The following is a 14,237-nucleotide window of genomic DNA, read 5'->3' as shown; positions in this document are numbered from 1 at the left end:
GTGTTTAATAATCTGTTAAAAGTATCCAAGACCTTAATATCAAAATGTGTAAAACCAGCTATAGAATTAGCAAAAAAAGCATTTCAGCCACAAATAAATAATATTAAAAACTCCAGTTTAGGCAAGGTGGCGGCTAAATTATTGCCTGTGGTTAATTCTCCTGCTGTTGCATCAACTGTTAGTCGGATACAAAAGGCATTGGCAGTTCCGAAGATGGTTACACCTGTTAAAAAGGAAGATGCCACTACAGCACAAACCAGCAATAAAACACAAGTGAATCAACCCAAAGTGTACAATACAAGCTTGAGTACAATGGGAAAAATTGTTAATCTTATAGACGAGTATAATAAAACTGAAGTAATTAAACGAGAGGATATCATACGTGGACAGTTGCAGAGTGATGCTTTTGGTTATGTTATTGACATGACTTTAAGTAGTCCGGCGATGCCATCCTCTATTAAAGTGTTAAGAGCAATGATGCCACAGAAGTACAAAAAAAAATATTTGAAATTGACGTATGAGCTATTTCAAATTGATGTGAAAAACCAGTTTAACCAATTTGGGAATGACGTGTATAATGCTCAGATCCCAGTTATATCAAACGTAATTGGATCATTTACGAACAGCAGTGACTATAAGGAGAATGGACCTTTACCATTGGAATCTGTTAAGACAAACCATTTGCTTGCTATCATAAATTGGGCCATGTATTCCAATGCCGCAGGAGGTTACCTTAATCACGCTGATAAGTTGACTACTATTAATAATATAATGAATAATACAAATATGTCATCTGTAATTGGGGCCAATGCTGGTGGAGCGTTAATTGACGGTGGGGTTGGAATGGCTGACTCTTTGATTGAATTGGCTATAGATCCAAGTGAGTTTATGAAAAATGTTTACACTTTAATTAAGGACAGTCCGGTAATTGTCCCAGCCTTATTAAAAAAAATTCACGATTATTCTGACCATTTTGTCTATGAGGCAAAACCTCAGGAGAAGGCAAGACTTGAGGGAAGAATTGCATTCGAATTATTTTCTTTCGTAGCCCTGTCAGCATGGGGGAAAGCTGGTGAGGGGGCAAAAACTACTCAAGAGCTCCAGAAAATGAAAGCGCTAACGCAAGCAGAAAAAGAGGCATCCACAATAACTAAAAGTGGCGGTGTCATATTTAGAACTGTAGAAGAAGAAGCGGTAGTTGCTGGTAAGGCAGTGGAGGAAGGGGTTACAAATGGTACTGGAAAGGCAGGAGAGGTTATTGAGGGGGCGGGTAAAACTGTAAGTAGTATAAGCCAAGATACAATAAAGCATTCAACAATAGGAGATTTTACATACAATCCCAAAACAGGTTCAGTATCAAAAGTAAAAGGTGGTGGGCATGGACAAGGCAATATTGACTTCTTGGAGAAAAATGGAATTTCATATAATATTGAAAAAACTTATGATAACGGTGTTAGAATTGGAAATATTCCAGATCATAAAAATCCTCTAAAGAGAATAGGAACAGGCCAGTCATGGTTTCCAGATAATTGGGATGCAACAAAAATTAAAAAAGCAGGGGAATACGTAGTTGAATTACATAAGGGCAAAACTATTACTAACGGTGTTCCGATTTATGGAATATGCGATGGTGTTGAAGTTGGAGTAATATACACTAATGGTAAACCTGCAACCATATTCCCAAATGCGATTCAACCATAGAAAGGAAAGAATATATGCTAAATGAAAAAGTAACAAATTTAATTTGTGAGGGTATGCTGTTGGACATAAACGATCCATCAATTAGTGATATTTGGGATGAATTAACACAGTTACTTAGTGTTGATTCAGAAAATACAACTAATTATTTATGTGGATGTAATGAAAAGGAAATTGAGTTTTTATCTGCTATTTTTGAAGATGTTGCATATAATTTAAAAAGTGATAATTATATAATGGAACTTGAAAATCTTAGGAATAAATTTCCAAATCTAAATTTAGATCCAATAATTAGTTTAGCTAAGGATTATTCAGAATAGAGGAGTTTATAATATGTTTAATGACTTCTACGAATATCGTACAGAAGTGCGCAAGAAACTTGGACGTTCTCAGCTTTATCCCGAAAAATCCAATATTTACAAAGTTGAATTAATAAGTATTTTTCAACAAAATAGAGTATTAACAGAAACATATTTTAATAACCTTACACTCAATGAAAAACAGGCTCTACAAACACTTTTCGGAGATATTGATCGGATTAAATATTTGTAGATTAATAATTTTAATAGATTTGTATTATTAATTAGATATAAGTCCATTGGTTATAGTTTATAATTAAATTTTTAAGTTTTTTTCAAATTGTAAGGACCACTCCACATCCAACGCTAGAAGGTGTTGAAACGATTGAATATCAAATGCCCAAATTAGATAGGGCAGGAACTCCAATACCAGGAGAATATCAAAGTGGAGTAACAAAAGTTAAAACAATTTATGATCCTAATGTTATCAGTGATGAAGTTTACATGGAAAAAGGAGTTCAAGTAGCTAATGATGCCCTTTCTAAAAGCACTGATGGTGTATTACCAAGAGAATGGGTTGGCAATGATGGTGCTGGAGTAAAATAGAGAGGATATAGTGATGGAAATGGGGACATTACATCGTTTTATCCAGAACAATAAAAAACGATTAGGGGATTAATTATAAAAAGAGATTTTAGACTTTATGATCAAAATATGCTGGATAAAGAACACTTTCCAGTACAAGTAGTTTTTAATATGGTCAGTGATGAAAGGTTTATTCAGATTATAGAAGGAATAAGTGAGGGGAGAGGATTTGGAGAAAACTTTGGGGCTTGTGTTTTTCCAGATGACTTAGATGAGTATGACATTGCAACAGGAGGCATATTTGGAGGTGTTGAGTTTGGTCTACATAGTGGCGAAGAGATAGTTATTGATTATGAAACTTTATATAAATATCTACAAATAATTTGTTCATCTTTTATGGATGATTATCCGGATAAACAAGAAACTTTAAATAAGTTATTAAATAAATATAAGCAAAAATACAATATAGAATAATTAGAAAATAAAAAAAATTAATTCGATAAAGTTTAAAAATAAATAAAATCACCACTTTGTTTGTCAATTTATGTAATTTGAATTTTAAGTAGAAATTTGAAATTACAATCAATCAGTGTTTTGTGTTGTGGACTTGTGTCTACGTTATTGACACAAGTCCAGAGTATTTTGAGGAGATATCTAACTGTGGGGATGAACATTTGATTAATATTTTTTCAATAACTGTGTTAGAAATATTAGGGGATGACAGGGATATCTTAGATATTGCTCAGAAATATATAGGACCAAAAACGAAGAAACTTTTAATTGAAGCAATTCGAGGAATATAAATACCCAACTGTTTTTAATTTAATCATTGATTTGTAACATCCAAATTTAATAAGAATTAATTAAAAGATATATGTTAATTGGTTATGGTTTATTGGAGTCGTTCATAATTTCGTAGTCATCTCTCATTGGTTTGTTGCAGATAAGTTATTTAGCCCTTGCAGAATTAATGCATAAACGATTTAAATTGAGTTAACGTTGCCATCTGAGATTGTCAGTGGGGGAACTGATTGGTTGAACAGAGTATATAACGCTATTAACCTTATGTATGTGATTCGAATGGAGCAAGGTGGTTGGGGTATAAGAAAAACAAATATTAAGTCATAAAGATATGGGTGGCCAGATAATTCTGACCATCTATTTTTGTATGCTGATTACTGATTGGAGATATGGAAACTCATTTGTTATAGTACTAGAATAAATCAACCCCATAAAACTGCACAAAAAAACTCCAAAAATCTGTATAATGTTACAAAAATACACTAACGAACATATAAAGTATAAACGTTCATATAAATCTATTGATAACTATCATAAACCATGATAACATGACCTTAAGAAATAAAAAGAACATAAAAAACAGACATTAAGATCAAAGGAGGAGAAGGCGTGAGCAAGATAAACGAAATATCCAGAGAATCATGGATCATGAGTACGTTCCCAGAGTGGGGAACCTGGCTGAACGAAGAAATCGAAAGAGAAGAAGTAAAACCCGGCACTGTAGCCATGTGGTGGCTTGGCTGCACTGGCATCTGGTTCAAAACCCCAGGAGGCTGCAATCTGAGCATTGACTTATGGTGTGGAAACGGAAAGCGAACCCACGGAGACGGAAAGATGGCGGTCGGGCATCAAATGGCAAATATGTGTGGAGCCAGAAACATGCAGCCGAACCTAAGAGCAGTCCCATTTGTCATCGACCCATTTGCAATCCGTCAAGTGGATGCAGTACTAGCAACTCACTACCACCAGGACCACATGAGTGCAGAATACGCGGCCCACGTAATCCAAACCGGTATGACGACTACAGACCAAGATGGAAAACAAATCCCAGTCCCATTTATAGGCCCATTAAAATCAGTGGAAACCTGGATCAAATGGGGAGTTCCAAAAGAACAGTGTAAGATCGTACGTCCCGGAGATACCATACGAATCAAAGATATTGAGATCGTAGTCCTTGATTCCTTTGACAGAACCTGCCTGGTAACCACAGATTCCACAGGCCAAGACAGAGAAGAACTAACAGGAGTATGTCCGGTAGATATGGATGACAAAGCAGTTAATTACCTAATAAAAACCCCAGGAGGCAACATTTATCACAGCGGAGATTCCCACTATTCCATATACTTTGCAAAACACGGAAAGGATCATAAGGTAGATGTGGCTTTCGGCTCCTACGGAGAAAATCCCGTTGGAATGGCGGATAAAATGACTTCCTGCGACGTGCTTCGAATGGCGGAATCATTAAGATGCGATGTGGTCATCCCCATTCACTACGATGTCTGGACGAATTTCATGGCAGATGTCAATGAGATTAGGGTTCTCTACGACATGAAAAAGGATCGTCTTGACTATCAATTCCATCCATTCTTCTGGGAAGCAGGCGGCAAATACGTGTACCCTGTGGACCGGGAAAAAAAGGCGTACCATCACCCAAGAGGATTTGATGATTGCTTTGAAGCTCCTCAGAACATACCGTTCCGTTCCTGTTTGTAGAAAATAAAATCCGGGGAGGGGTAAGATGTTAAGAGAATTTGTAAAACTGGGGCATTATAAATTTGCCAAAGAAGCAGCCGACTGGGAAGAAGCAGTCCGCATGAGTTGTGAGGCTTTGGAATCAGATGGAACCGTGGAAGCAAACTACAAGGAAGATATCATTCGTTGTATCAAAAAGTACGGTCCATACATAATTATCATGCCAAATGTTGCAATGCCGCATTCGCAGGAATGTGCCAGGGGGGTACACAAAACTGCAATCGGCTTCATGAGACTGAACAATCCGGTAAGTTTTTCGCCGGGGGAAGAAGATAAGGAGGCAAAACTGTTTTTCACTCTTGCTTCCTGTAACTCAGAGCAACATTTGCAAAACATGACAAAGCTGTCGGAGCTTTTAATGAATGAAGGGGCGGTGGAAGCGCTAATGTTAGCGGAGACACCGGAAGATTTACTAAAGATTCAGGAAGATTATCTGGATTAATCATGGGAGGGGTTCTTATGGATATATTATTGAAGGTTTGGTCGTTCTTTGCAGTCAATGTACTACAGCAGCCGGCATTTATGATTGGATTGATCGTTATGATCGGATATGTGCTGCTGGGAAAGCCATGGTACGATGTTCTTGCCGGAGTGATAAAGGCAATAGTAGGGTATTTGATTCTGACCGTAGGCTCTGGTGGTTTGGTTAGTAATTTCCGTCCCGTGCTGGTGGGGCTGAAAGATCGTTTTAACATGAATGCCATGGTTATTGATCCTTACTTTGGCCAGAACGCAGTAACTGCGGGAGTGGAAGAAGTATTTGGTAAGACATTTGGCAATGCTATGATCCTTCTTCTCATTGCATTTATCGTAAACATCCTATTGGTACGTTTTCGTAAGATAACAAAGATGAGAGCACTGTTTACCACTGGTCATGTACAAGTGCAGCAGGCCGCAACCGCTTATTGGCTGATCCTGTTTGCTTGTCCATTTCTGTTAAACAATAATGTTGCCCTTCTAATCGTAATGGCTTTGATTCTGGGTGCATACTGGGCCGTTGGTTCCAACTTGACCATTAAGCCATGTCAGGAGCTGACCGATGGTGCGGGATTCTGCCTGGCTCATCAGCAGATGTTTGGGATTGCTATTAATACCTGGCTGGCAGAAAAGCTATTTGGAAGAAAAAAAGATGGTAAGAGTATTAAAAAAATTGATGATATTGAACTACCAGGATTTATGTCCATATTTAATGAAAACATGGTATGCACTTCCATTCTTATGGTAATGTTCTTCGGCACCATTCTCTGTGTTCTAGGCAGGGATTATCTGGTGGAGCAGAAGTTCATGAAAGAAGGAGCCAGCATGTTCTTCTATGTCATACAGACCTGCTTGTACTTTTCCGTCTACTTGGCTATCTTGCAGCTTGGGGTCAGAACCTTCGTTACAGAACTGACCGCCTCCTTCCAGGGAATTGCAGATAAACTGCTTCCAGGTTCTCTTCCAGGAGTTGATTGCGCAGTTGTATTTGGTTTCGGCTCTGCCAATGCGGTTCCTCTTGGCTTCCTTGCCGGGTTCGTGGGACAGATTTTGGCTATCATCACTCTCATTGTTTTAAAGAGTCCGGTGCTTGTTATCTGTGGTTTCGTTCCAGTATTCTTTGACAATGCGACCATTGCAGTGTTTGCCAATGAAAAGGGGGGAGTCAAGGCAGCTCTTATCCTTCCTTTCTTCTCTGGAATCTGTCAGGTTTTTGGGTCGGCTCTCATTGCTGGTTGGGTCGGAATGGCAGCTTACGGTGGATATCTTGGCATGTGGGATTGGGCTGTCGTGTGGCCTGTTATGACCGGAGTTATGAAGTATTTAAGTTATGGCGGAGTCGCTATCGTTGTGGCTGTTTTGGTGGCAATACCTCAGATCCAATACCGGAAGGATAAAAAAGGATATTTCCTTATTACAGAAAACTACGAAGCTTACAAAGAACTTAAAGGAATGAAACAGGAATAAGAAGGAGAAGGATTATGATAAAAGAACATATGAGTTTTATGGTTTGCTGCGCCAATGGTGCAGGCTCCAGTCTTATGATGAAGATGACCATGCAAAAGGTCCTTGACAAGGTGGGTTTAAAACCTTCAAAGGTTCATCACTGTGCCCTTTCAGAAGGAAAGACCGCAGCAGCCCAATACGATGTTGTATTTTGTGCTCAAAACTTTGCAAGCATGTTTAAAGGTGCTCAGGAAAAAGGAACCCTGGTGATCGGATTGCGTAATATCATGTCTCCTCAGGAGATGGAGCAAAAAATGAAGGACAATGGGATTATTTAATTCAATCAAAACGAACATAAAATAAGTGACACAAGCTCCTTAAAAGGCTATAATGAGGATGATAAATCATATCTTTATGAGTTGAGAGGTAGGAAAATGAAAAAGGACAGAGCTTGTGTAGATAATAGAAGAAACCGCATCCTGGAGCTGATGCAGAAAAACCCCAGGGTGCGGGTGGATGAACTGGCAAAGATGTTAGAAGTATCTTTGATCACCATCCGAAGAGATTTGCAGTACTTAGAAGATAGAAAATTACTGGTTCGAACCCATGGAGGAGCTATTGCGTCCAGGAATCCGGTGGATGAAGTGACCTTATACCGGAAGCTGATTGCTGAGTTTGCATCAGGACTTGTAACGGATAACGACACACTGTTTATCAACACCAGCAGCAATGCACTAAAGCTTCTGGAGCATATATCTTGCTCCAATGTAACGGTTATAACCAATAACGGAAAAGCAATTCACTGTGAGCACTCTTTGGAAGTCAATGTGGTGCTGACAGGTGGCGAACTGCGCTATCCAAAGGAAGCCATGGTGGGAGATTTTGCATTGCGGAACTTACAGACGATTTATGCGAAGAAAGCGTTTATCGGATGCTCCGGCATCAGTGCAGAAAATGGAATGACAACAGAAATATTTAATGAAGTCAGTATAAATGAAATGATGGTCAATCATGCGACCCAGGAAGTATACGTCCTAGCGGATCACACGAAAATCGGAAAGAACAGCAGCTTTGTTAGCTGCCCCATAGACAAAATAAAATATCTGATTACCGATGAGAAAGCGTCCACGGAAGCCCTTGATCTCATAAGAGAAAAAGGTGTAACGGTGTACGTGGTCTCACGAAAAGATATATAACCAATCATAATGGAACAATGCCCGGGCTTCCATTTTGATTGCATCTGTATGGAGGCAAATTTATGGAAAAGGCATATACCCTTGGATTATATGAAAAATCCATGCCCTCGTGGCTTGGATGGAAAGAAAAGCTGGAGGCGGCAAAAGCAGCCGGGTATGATTTCGTAGAAATCAGCATCGACGAAACAGAAGAAAAGCTAAGCCGTCTGTCCATGTCCCAGGCGGAGCGTCTGGAACTCATTAGTATGATGAAGATTGTGGGACTTCCCATACGCACCATGTGTCTTAGCGGACACCGGAAATATCCCCTTGGAAGTCAAGACCCTAAGGTTCGTGAAATGGGAATGGACATTATGAAGAAAGCCATTCAGTTGGCGGATGATTTAGGTATAAGAATCATTCAGCTTGCTGGCTACGATGTCTATTACGAAGATTCCAGTCCAGATACAAAGGAATATTTCCTAGACAATTTAAAAAAGGCCACTGAAATTGCGGCACGGGCTGGAGTCGTGCTGGGATTTGAAACCATGGAAACCGAGTTTATGAATACGGTGGAAAAGTCCATGGAGTATGTAAAACTAGTATCTTCTATGTATCTCAACGTCTATCCAGATATCGGAAACATCACCAATGCAGCAAAAACATATGGAACCGATGCCCTAGATGATCTTCGCGCAGGAAAAGGGCATCTGGTCGCCATGCATTTAAAGGAGACGGTACCAGGAAAATTCAGGGAGATTCCTTTTGGTTCCGGACATGTGGACTTTGAGCGTGCCATACAGACAGCCTGGGAGCTTGGAATTCGTAAATACGTAACGGAGTTTTGGTTTACCGGAAATGCTGATTGGATGAACGATCTTAACGATGCCAACCGTAGGATGACAGAAATATTGGATCAACAGTGCTGAAAGGGGAGCTTGGGATGAAAGTAGAGAAAAAGGTATTGGAGCATTTGACAAAGTGTTATTCCATCGTTCCATTAAAATATAGGAAAGAACAACATTTCCTTGTGGCAGCTGAGAAAGAGGATCGCTGCCTGTTATTTAACATGGATGGGGTTTTAGTGGATACGATATGGGAAGGACCAGGAGGAACTATGTCCATGGTGCAGGTTCCAGGTACTGATGGGCAGTTTCTGGCTACTCAAAGATTTTATTCCCCCAATGATTCCAAGGAATCAGAAATTGTAATTGTGACCCCCAAAGCGAATGGAGACTGGCAAATCAGGACGCTTGTCAAGTTGCCCCACATCCATCGGTTCGATATCCTTAAGAGAAATGGGATTCACTATCTGCTGGCCTGTACATTAAAATCTGGACACGAATACAAGGAAGACTGGTCTAGTCCAGGTAAGGTTTACGCTGCTGTACTTCCTAAAGACTTAAGCGGATTTCATGAGGATAACCCTCTGAAACTTGAGGTCATAAAAGAGGGCATGTTTCGGAATCACGGTTACTACCCAGTGATGGAAGACGGGGTGGAAACAGCACTTGTTTCTTTTGAAGGAGGAATCTGTCAGGTGATTCCGCCTGCGTTCCAAGAGGAGCCTTGGCAAATAAAAGAGCTTTTAAATACCCCTGCAAGCGATGCTGTTCTTGTGGATCTTGATGAAGATGGAGAAAAGGAACTCGCCGTTTTGTCGCCCTTTCACGGAGATCAGATTTCCATTTATAAAAAGCAAGACGGAAGCTTTCATAAAGTATATGAATATGAAAAAACGGCGGAATTTACTCATGCCATCTACGGTGGAGACTTATGTGGTAAACCAACTCTCGTGGTGGGACACAGACAAGGAGAACGGAATCTTCTTTTATTTACCTGGAACAAAGCGAACAGACAGTACCAATGGGAAGTGCTTGACAAAGACTGCGGTCCGGCTAATGTATGTCATCTAATAAAAGATGGGATTGATATACTAATTAGCGCCAATCGTGAGACCGATGAGATCGCCATGTACCGGATTGCACCATAGAGGAGGAATTCAAATGCTGGAAGAATTAAAGCGTCAGGTATACGAAGCGAACATGGACTTACCCAAATATGGACTCGTGACATTTACCTGGGGAAATGTAAGTGGAATTGAAAGAGAAAGCGGATGTTTTGTGATAAAACCAAGTGGGGTGGAATATGAAAAACTCCGTCCTGAAGATATGGTTGTAGTGGATCTGGAAGGAAATATTGTAGAGGGAAGCTTAAACCCGTCCTCTGATACCTCCACTCATCTGGAACTTTATAAAGCATTTCCCAAAATAGGAGCCGTGGTACATACTCATTCTTCCTGGGCAACGAGTTGGGCACAGGCAGGAAGAGGGATTCCCTGTTACGGCACTACTCACGCAGATTATATGTACGGCGAAATCCCATGTCTTCGCTGTCTGAGTGAAGAGGAAATAAACGGTGCCTATGAAATGAATACGGGACGACTGATCACAGAGTATTATATTGATAAGGATTATATGGCAGTTCCTGCCTGCCTGTGCAAAAACCACGGGCCATTTGCCTGGGGGAAGAATGCAAAAGAGGCAGTTCATCATAGTGTGGTTTTGGAGGAAGTGGCGAAGATGGCAGCAAGGTGTGAACAGATTAACCCTGAAGTGAAACCAGCGCCAAAAGAGCTTCTTGATAAGCATTATATGAGAAAACATGGAGCTAACTCATACTATGGGCAGAAGTCTGCCAAGTAAATATTTTTACATTTTCATAAGATGGATCGTTCTTTCTTTAAAATAATGTTACATTTTGCTGAATTTATAGATAAATAATCCAAAGCTTGTAGCCCTTCGCATTGACATACCACTAAGGATATAATAAAATAGAATTATTTTACAGATGATAAAATTTGAGTATCTGTCTAGATAATTACATAAGACGGTTTGACAAATGAAGGGGGAAGTTATTATGTACGATCAGAATACAACACACCAGTTATTAAATTCATTTTATGAGGTAATCCCATTTTTATCCAATTTATTTGAGGATGATGTGGCGTTCGCATTGACTGACACACAAAAATTTATATTAATTGAGAACGGAAATCAGTTAAGATTTACTACACAAGCAGGAGATTTAATACCCGTCGGAGGTGCAATCAGAGAGACCCTTAACAGTGGGAGAGTGACAGTTATGGATGTTCCTGCTACGGTTTATGGAATTCCATTTAAATCTTATGCCGTTCCTATTTTTGATAAGGGAAGAAAAGTAATCGGTGTATTGACTCTTGGAAAAAGTCTGGAGAGAAGAAATAATCTGGTCAGCATGATTAATAGCTTATCTACTGGAATTACTCAAATTGAAGGATCAACAAAAAGCGTATCCACTGGCATCGAACAGTTAAAAAATATGAATGCTGAAATATCAGTAAAGGTAAATGAAGCAAATGAAAGCACAAGAAATACCGATGGCATTTTGGACTTTGTAAAGGATATTTCCACTCAGACCAATCTTTTGGGCCTGAATGCGGCCATAGAAGCTGCAAGAGCAGGAGAAGCTGGCAGAGGATTTACCGTGGTAGCAGGAGAGATCAGAAAGATGTCTGCATCAACCAACGATTCCATCGGTCAGATTGATACAGTTTTAAAGAGCATCAATGCCTCTATCACTGCCATAAACAGCAAAATCACCGAATCAAACAATATCTTCATTGAAGAAACCCAGGAATTTAAAACCATAGTCAATTCCATCAGTGAGTTAAATACCACAGCGAAGAAGCTGGAAGGGATATTAGAACATCTGTAGAAAAATCCTTTGATAAAAATCTGTTTTTGAGTTATGATAATCATGACTCTAAACAAAAAGAAGGAATCGACTCATGAAGATAAAAACATCAAAAATAGCCATTATTGGCTGCGGCTTAGTAGGTTCTTCCACTGCATTTAGCCTTGTGACCCAGGGGATCTGTGATGAGATCCTGATGATAGACATTAATGAAGAGAGAGCACTTGGAGAAGTTATGGATCTCCGTGACACCATCAAGTATTTAGACCGCAACGTAAAGGTACGGACTGCAAGTTACAAAGATTGCGGTGATGCAGACATTATTGTAATTACTGCCGGAGCACCGCCTCAGAAAGGGCAAACCAGGCTTGATACCTTGGAAGTTAGTGCAAAGATAGTAAAAACCATCGTAGACCCAATTATGGCAAGTGGATTTGACGGGATTTTTATCGTTGTCTCAAACCCAGTTGATATTATGGCTCATTACGTGCATCATTTATCAGGGCTTCCCAAAAATCAGGTTATCGGTACAGGAAGTGCTCTTGATACATCTAGACTGCAGAATTTTATTGCTGAGTTGGTGAATGTTGACCCAAGAAGTATTTATGCCTATTCTATGGGAGAACATGGAGATTCTCAGATGGTACCATGGTCCACCGTAACAGTAGCTGGAAAACCATTTCAAGATATTATTCAAGACAATAAAGACATGCTTGGAGATGTAGATCTTGATGAGATTGTAAAGAAGACCGTAAGAGAGGGCTGGGAGATTTACCAAAGAAAAGGAACTACTTATTATGGTATTGCCACCACCTGCGCTGGAATTATTAAAGCAATTCTTTACGATGAGAACAGAATCATACCCGTTTCCACTCTGTTAGAAGGAGAATATGGTCAGGAAGGTGTTTATGCCGGAGTACCTACCATACTTAACAGGACCGGAGCAGCAGATATTCTTGAGATACACATGACCAAGGAAGAGCTGGAAAAGTTCAAAAGCTCCGCAGAAATAATAAAAGAATATACAGATAAAATTTTAAAAGAAATTTAAGTATAAAGTCTCATTGGTTTATGAAACATATGCCAGTGAGGCTTCTTTTTTATCGATTTCTTACAAATTAATATTTGATATGATTTTCAGCCCATAAGCTGACTACAGATCATAAATTTTGGTAACCCTATGCTTAAAATGATATAGAAATTTCAACAGATGGGAGACTGAGGACAAATGCCGTATGATAAAAAGTGTTCTATGCAAAAAAGACCAGAAAGCATGGGTGAAATAAAACGGTTAAATAAACAGATAAAGACAAGAACTGTTTTGCTTAGAGACAGTTTAAGAGATTCTTGTGTGACCTCCTTTTATAAAACTGCTAACTTTGCCTTTTTTGAAGGCTGGTACTTTAAACATCAGAATAAGAATAGCGTTCTGGCACTGATTCCCGGAGTCAGTGTGGAGGAGGATGGGACTAGGCACCCGTTTCTCCAGGTCATTTGGAATGAGACTTCCTATTATCTGGAATTTTCGGAAGATGATTATTTGGTTGATAAAAGGCAAAGCAGGATCATGCTTGGACGAAATGTATTTTCTCACCGGGGGATTCGTTTGAATATCCAATCTCAGGACATTTCCATTCATGGCATTATACATTATGGTCCCATAAGTCCCCTCCGTTATTCCATCATGGGTCCCTTTGAACTGGTGCCTTTTATGGAATGCAGGCATGAAGTGATTAGCATGGCCCATACGCTTCATGGAAAAGTGATAATAAATGGAACGGTGCTGGACTTTGAAGGGGAAAGAGGGTATATCGAAGGAGATCGAGGAAGATCCTTTCCGGACAGTTATCTGTGGATGCAATGCAACCAGTTTAAGGAGCCAGCTTCTGTTATGGTGTCTGTCGCCAGTATTCCGTTTATGGGTGGAAGTTTTCAAGGCTGCATTTGCGTCATCCATTATAAAGGAAGAGAATATCGCTTTGCGACTTATCTTGGTGTAAAGGTAATTTGTAAAAGAAGAACGTCGGTTGTCATAAAACAGGGAAAGTATTGCTTGAAGGTTTATTTAAGCAATCAGGGAAAGACAAAAGAGCCCACCTTTAGTCATAAGCTACTTGCCCCGGATAAGGGAGGAATGACACGCTATATTAAAGAAGGACATTTGCACCGTGGAAGGTTTCTTCTTTATAAAGGAGATAAACTAATTTTTGATTTGGCTAGTGATAACGTAAGTTTTGAATATGAGTCGGGATCATGATAGATAAGAGGC

At 39.6% G+C, this 14,237-nt stretch carries 17 protein-coding genes; all 17 read left to right on the top strand.

The genetic code is table 11. The features are described from left to right. The 17 genes from BET01_RS21910 (at window position 1) to BET01_RS16425 (ending at window position 14,225) form a co-directional block, all read left to right on the top strand. Entirely contained in the window at window positions 1-1,701 is a 1,701-nt protein-coding gene (locus BET01_RS21910) for an EndoU domain-containing protein (RefSeq protein ID WP_207667643.1), read from the top strand. A gap of 14 nt (window positions 1,702-1,715) precedes the next feature. Continuing rightward, window positions 1,716-2,018 carry a hypothetical protein gene (locus tag BET01_RS16495; RefSeq protein ID WP_120197956.1) on the top strand — a complete coding sequence of 101 codons (303 nt, stop codon included), beginning with the start codon at window positions 1,716-1,718 and terminating at the stop codon, window positions 2,016-2,018. Window positions 2,019-2,031: 13 nt separating this feature from the next. Continuing rightward, entirely contained in the window at window positions 2,032-2,250 is a 219-nt protein-coding gene (locus tag BET01_RS16490) for a hypothetical protein (RefSeq protein WP_120197954.1), read from the top strand. Between the two features lie 143 nt (window positions 2,251-2,393). Next, complete coding sequence (locus tag BET01_RS16485) at window positions 2,394-2,603, top strand: hypothetical protein (protein WP_207667642.1); 210 nt, start codon at window positions 2,394-2,396, stop codon at window positions 2,601-2,603. 108 nt (window positions 2,604-2,711) lie between these two features. Beyond that, window positions 2,712-3,056 (top strand): ribonuclease toxin immunity protein CdiI, encoded by a 345-nt coding sequence (gene cdiI, locus BET01_RS16480; protein WP_207667641.1) that lies wholly within the window; start codon window positions 2,712-2,714, stop codon window positions 3,054-3,056. Window positions 3,057-3,178: 122 nt separating this feature from the next. Next, on the top strand, window positions 3,179-3,385 hold the full coding sequence (locus BET01_RS22610) for a DUF7674 family protein (protein ID WP_456298620.1): 207 nt from the start codon (window positions 3,179-3,181) through the stop codon (window positions 3,383-3,385). Window positions 3,386-3,992: 607 nt separating this feature from the next. Then, a complete protein-coding gene (gene ulaG / locus BET01_RS16475; RefSeq protein ID WP_120197949.1) occupies window positions 3,993-5,096 on the top strand; it encodes an L-ascorbate 6-phosphate lactonase in 1,104 nt (367 codons plus the stop codon). A gap of 25 nt (window positions 5,097-5,121) precedes the next feature. Continuing rightward, window positions 5,122-5,577 carry a PTS sugar transporter subunit IIA gene (locus tag BET01_RS16470; protein ID WP_120197947.1) on the top strand — a complete coding sequence of 152 codons (456 nt, stop codon included), beginning with the start codon at window positions 5,122-5,124 and terminating at the stop codon, window positions 5,575-5,577. 17 nt (window positions 5,578-5,594) lie between these two features. Then, window positions 5,595-7,079 carry a PTS ascorbate transporter subunit IIC gene (locus BET01_RS16465; RefSeq protein ID WP_120197945.1) on the top strand — a complete coding sequence of 495 codons (1,485 nt, stop codon included), beginning with the start codon at window positions 5,595-5,597 and terminating at the stop codon, window positions 7,077-7,079. A gap of 14 nt (window positions 7,080-7,093) precedes the next feature. After that, window positions 7,094-7,396, top strand: a complete 303-nt coding sequence (locus BET01_RS16460) for a PTS sugar transporter subunit IIB (protein WP_120197943.1) — start codon at window positions 7,094-7,096, stop codon at window positions 7,394-7,396. A 96-nt stretch (window positions 7,397-7,492) separates the two neighbouring features. Next, window positions 7,493-8,254 carry a DeoR/GlpR family DNA-binding transcription regulator gene (locus BET01_RS16455; RefSeq protein WP_120197940.1) on the top strand — a complete coding sequence of 254 codons (762 nt, stop codon included), beginning with the start codon at window positions 7,493-7,495 and terminating at the stop codon, window positions 8,252-8,254. Between the two features lie 62 nt (window positions 8,255-8,316). Further along, window positions 8,317-9,162: an L-ribulose-5-phosphate 3-epimerase gene (locus BET01_RS16450; RefSeq protein ID WP_120197939.1), complete on the top strand. Its 846-nt coding sequence runs from the start codon at window positions 8,317-8,319 to the stop codon at window positions 9,160-9,162. 14 nt (window positions 9,163-9,176) lie between these two features. After that, the gene (locus tag BET01_RS16445; protein WP_120197937.1) at window positions 9,177-10,226 is read left to right on the top strand and encodes a hypothetical protein; all 1,050 of its coding nucleotides are present in this window, start codon (window positions 9,177-9,179) and stop codon (window positions 10,224-10,226) included. Window positions 10,227-10,239: 13 nt separating this feature from the next. After that, window positions 10,240-10,938 carry an L-ribulose-5-phosphate 4-epimerase gene (locus tag BET01_RS16440; protein ID WP_120197936.1) on the top strand — a complete coding sequence of 233 codons (699 nt, stop codon included), beginning with the start codon at window positions 10,240-10,242 and terminating at the stop codon, window positions 10,936-10,938. Window positions 10,939-11,152: 214 nt separating this feature from the next. Beyond that, window positions 11,153-11,989, top strand: coding sequence for a methyl-accepting chemotaxis protein (locus BET01_RS22265; RefSeq protein WP_158585088.1), 837 nt, complete (start codon window positions 11,153-11,155; stop codon window positions 11,987-11,989). 73 nt (window positions 11,990-12,062) lie between these two features. Further along, the gene (locus tag BET01_RS16430; RefSeq protein ID WP_120197933.1) at window positions 12,063-13,019 is read left to right on the top strand and encodes an L-lactate dehydrogenase; all 957 of its coding nucleotides are present in this window, start codon (window positions 12,063-12,065) and stop codon (window positions 13,017-13,019) included. Window positions 13,020-13,196: 177 nt separating this feature from the next. After that, complete coding sequence (locus BET01_RS16425) at window positions 13,197-14,225, top strand: tocopherol cyclase family protein (protein WP_120197932.1); 1,029 nt, start codon at window positions 13,197-13,199, stop codon at window positions 14,223-14,225. Window positions 14,226-14,237 lie beyond the last annotated feature (12 nt).

Source organism: Lacrimispora algidixylanolytica, assembly GCF_003609635.1.
Classification (GTDB): Bacteria; Bacillota; Clostridia; order Lachnospirales; family Lachnospiraceae; genus Lacrimispora; species Lacrimispora algidixylanolytica.
This window is presented reverse-complemented; position numbering and strand designations above follow the sequence as displayed.

Coding starts and splice junctions, on each gene's coding strand:
- BET01_RS16495 (WP_120197956.1), top strand. CDS start 1,716: ATGCTAAATGAAAAAGTAACAAATTTAATTTGTGAGGGTATGCTGTTG.
- BET01_RS16490 (WP_120197954.1), top strand. CDS start 2,032: ATGTTTAATGACTTCTACGAATATCGTACAGAAGTGCGCAAGAAACTT.
- BET01_RS16485 (WP_207667642.1), top strand. CDS start 2,394: ATGCCCAAATTAGATAGGGCAGGAACTCCAATACCAGGAGAATATCAA.
- cdiI (WP_207667641.1), top strand. CDS start 2,712: ATGCTGGATAAAGAACACTTTCCAGTACAAGTAGTTTTTAATATGGTC.
- BET01_RS16470 (WP_120197947.1), top strand. CDS start 5,122: ATGTTAAGAGAATTTGTAAAACTGGGGCATTATAAATTTGCCAAAGAA.
- BET01_RS16465 (WP_120197945.1), top strand. CDS start 5,595: ATGGATATATTATTGAAGGTTTGGTCGTTCTTTGCAGTCAATGTACTA.
- BET01_RS16460 (WP_120197943.1), top strand. CDS start 7,094: ATGATAAAAGAACATATGAGTTTTATGGTTTGCTGCGCCAATGGTGCA.
- BET01_RS16455 (WP_120197940.1), top strand. CDS start 7,493: ATGAAAAAGGACAGAGCTTGTGTAGATAATAGAAGAAACCGCATCCTG.
- BET01_RS16450 (WP_120197939.1), top strand. CDS start 8,317: ATGGAAAAGGCATATACCCTTGGATTATATGAAAAATCCATGCCCTCG.
- BET01_RS16445 (WP_120197937.1), top strand. CDS start 9,177: ATGAAAGTAGAGAAAAAGGTATTGGAGCATTTGACAAAGTGTTATTCC.
- BET01_RS16440 (WP_120197936.1), top strand. CDS start 10,240: ATGCTGGAAGAATTAAAGCGTCAGGTATACGAAGCGAACATGGACTTA.
- BET01_RS22265 (WP_158585088.1), top strand. CDS start 11,153: ATGTACGATCAGAATACAACACACCAGTTATTAAATTCATTTTATGAG.
- BET01_RS16430 (WP_120197933.1), top strand. CDS start 12,063: ATGAAGATAAAAACATCAAAAATAGCCATTATTGGCTGCGGCTTAGTA.
- BET01_RS16425 (WP_120197932.1), top strand. CDS start 13,197: ATGCCGTATGATAAAAAGTGTTCTATGCAAAAAAGACCAGAAAGCATG.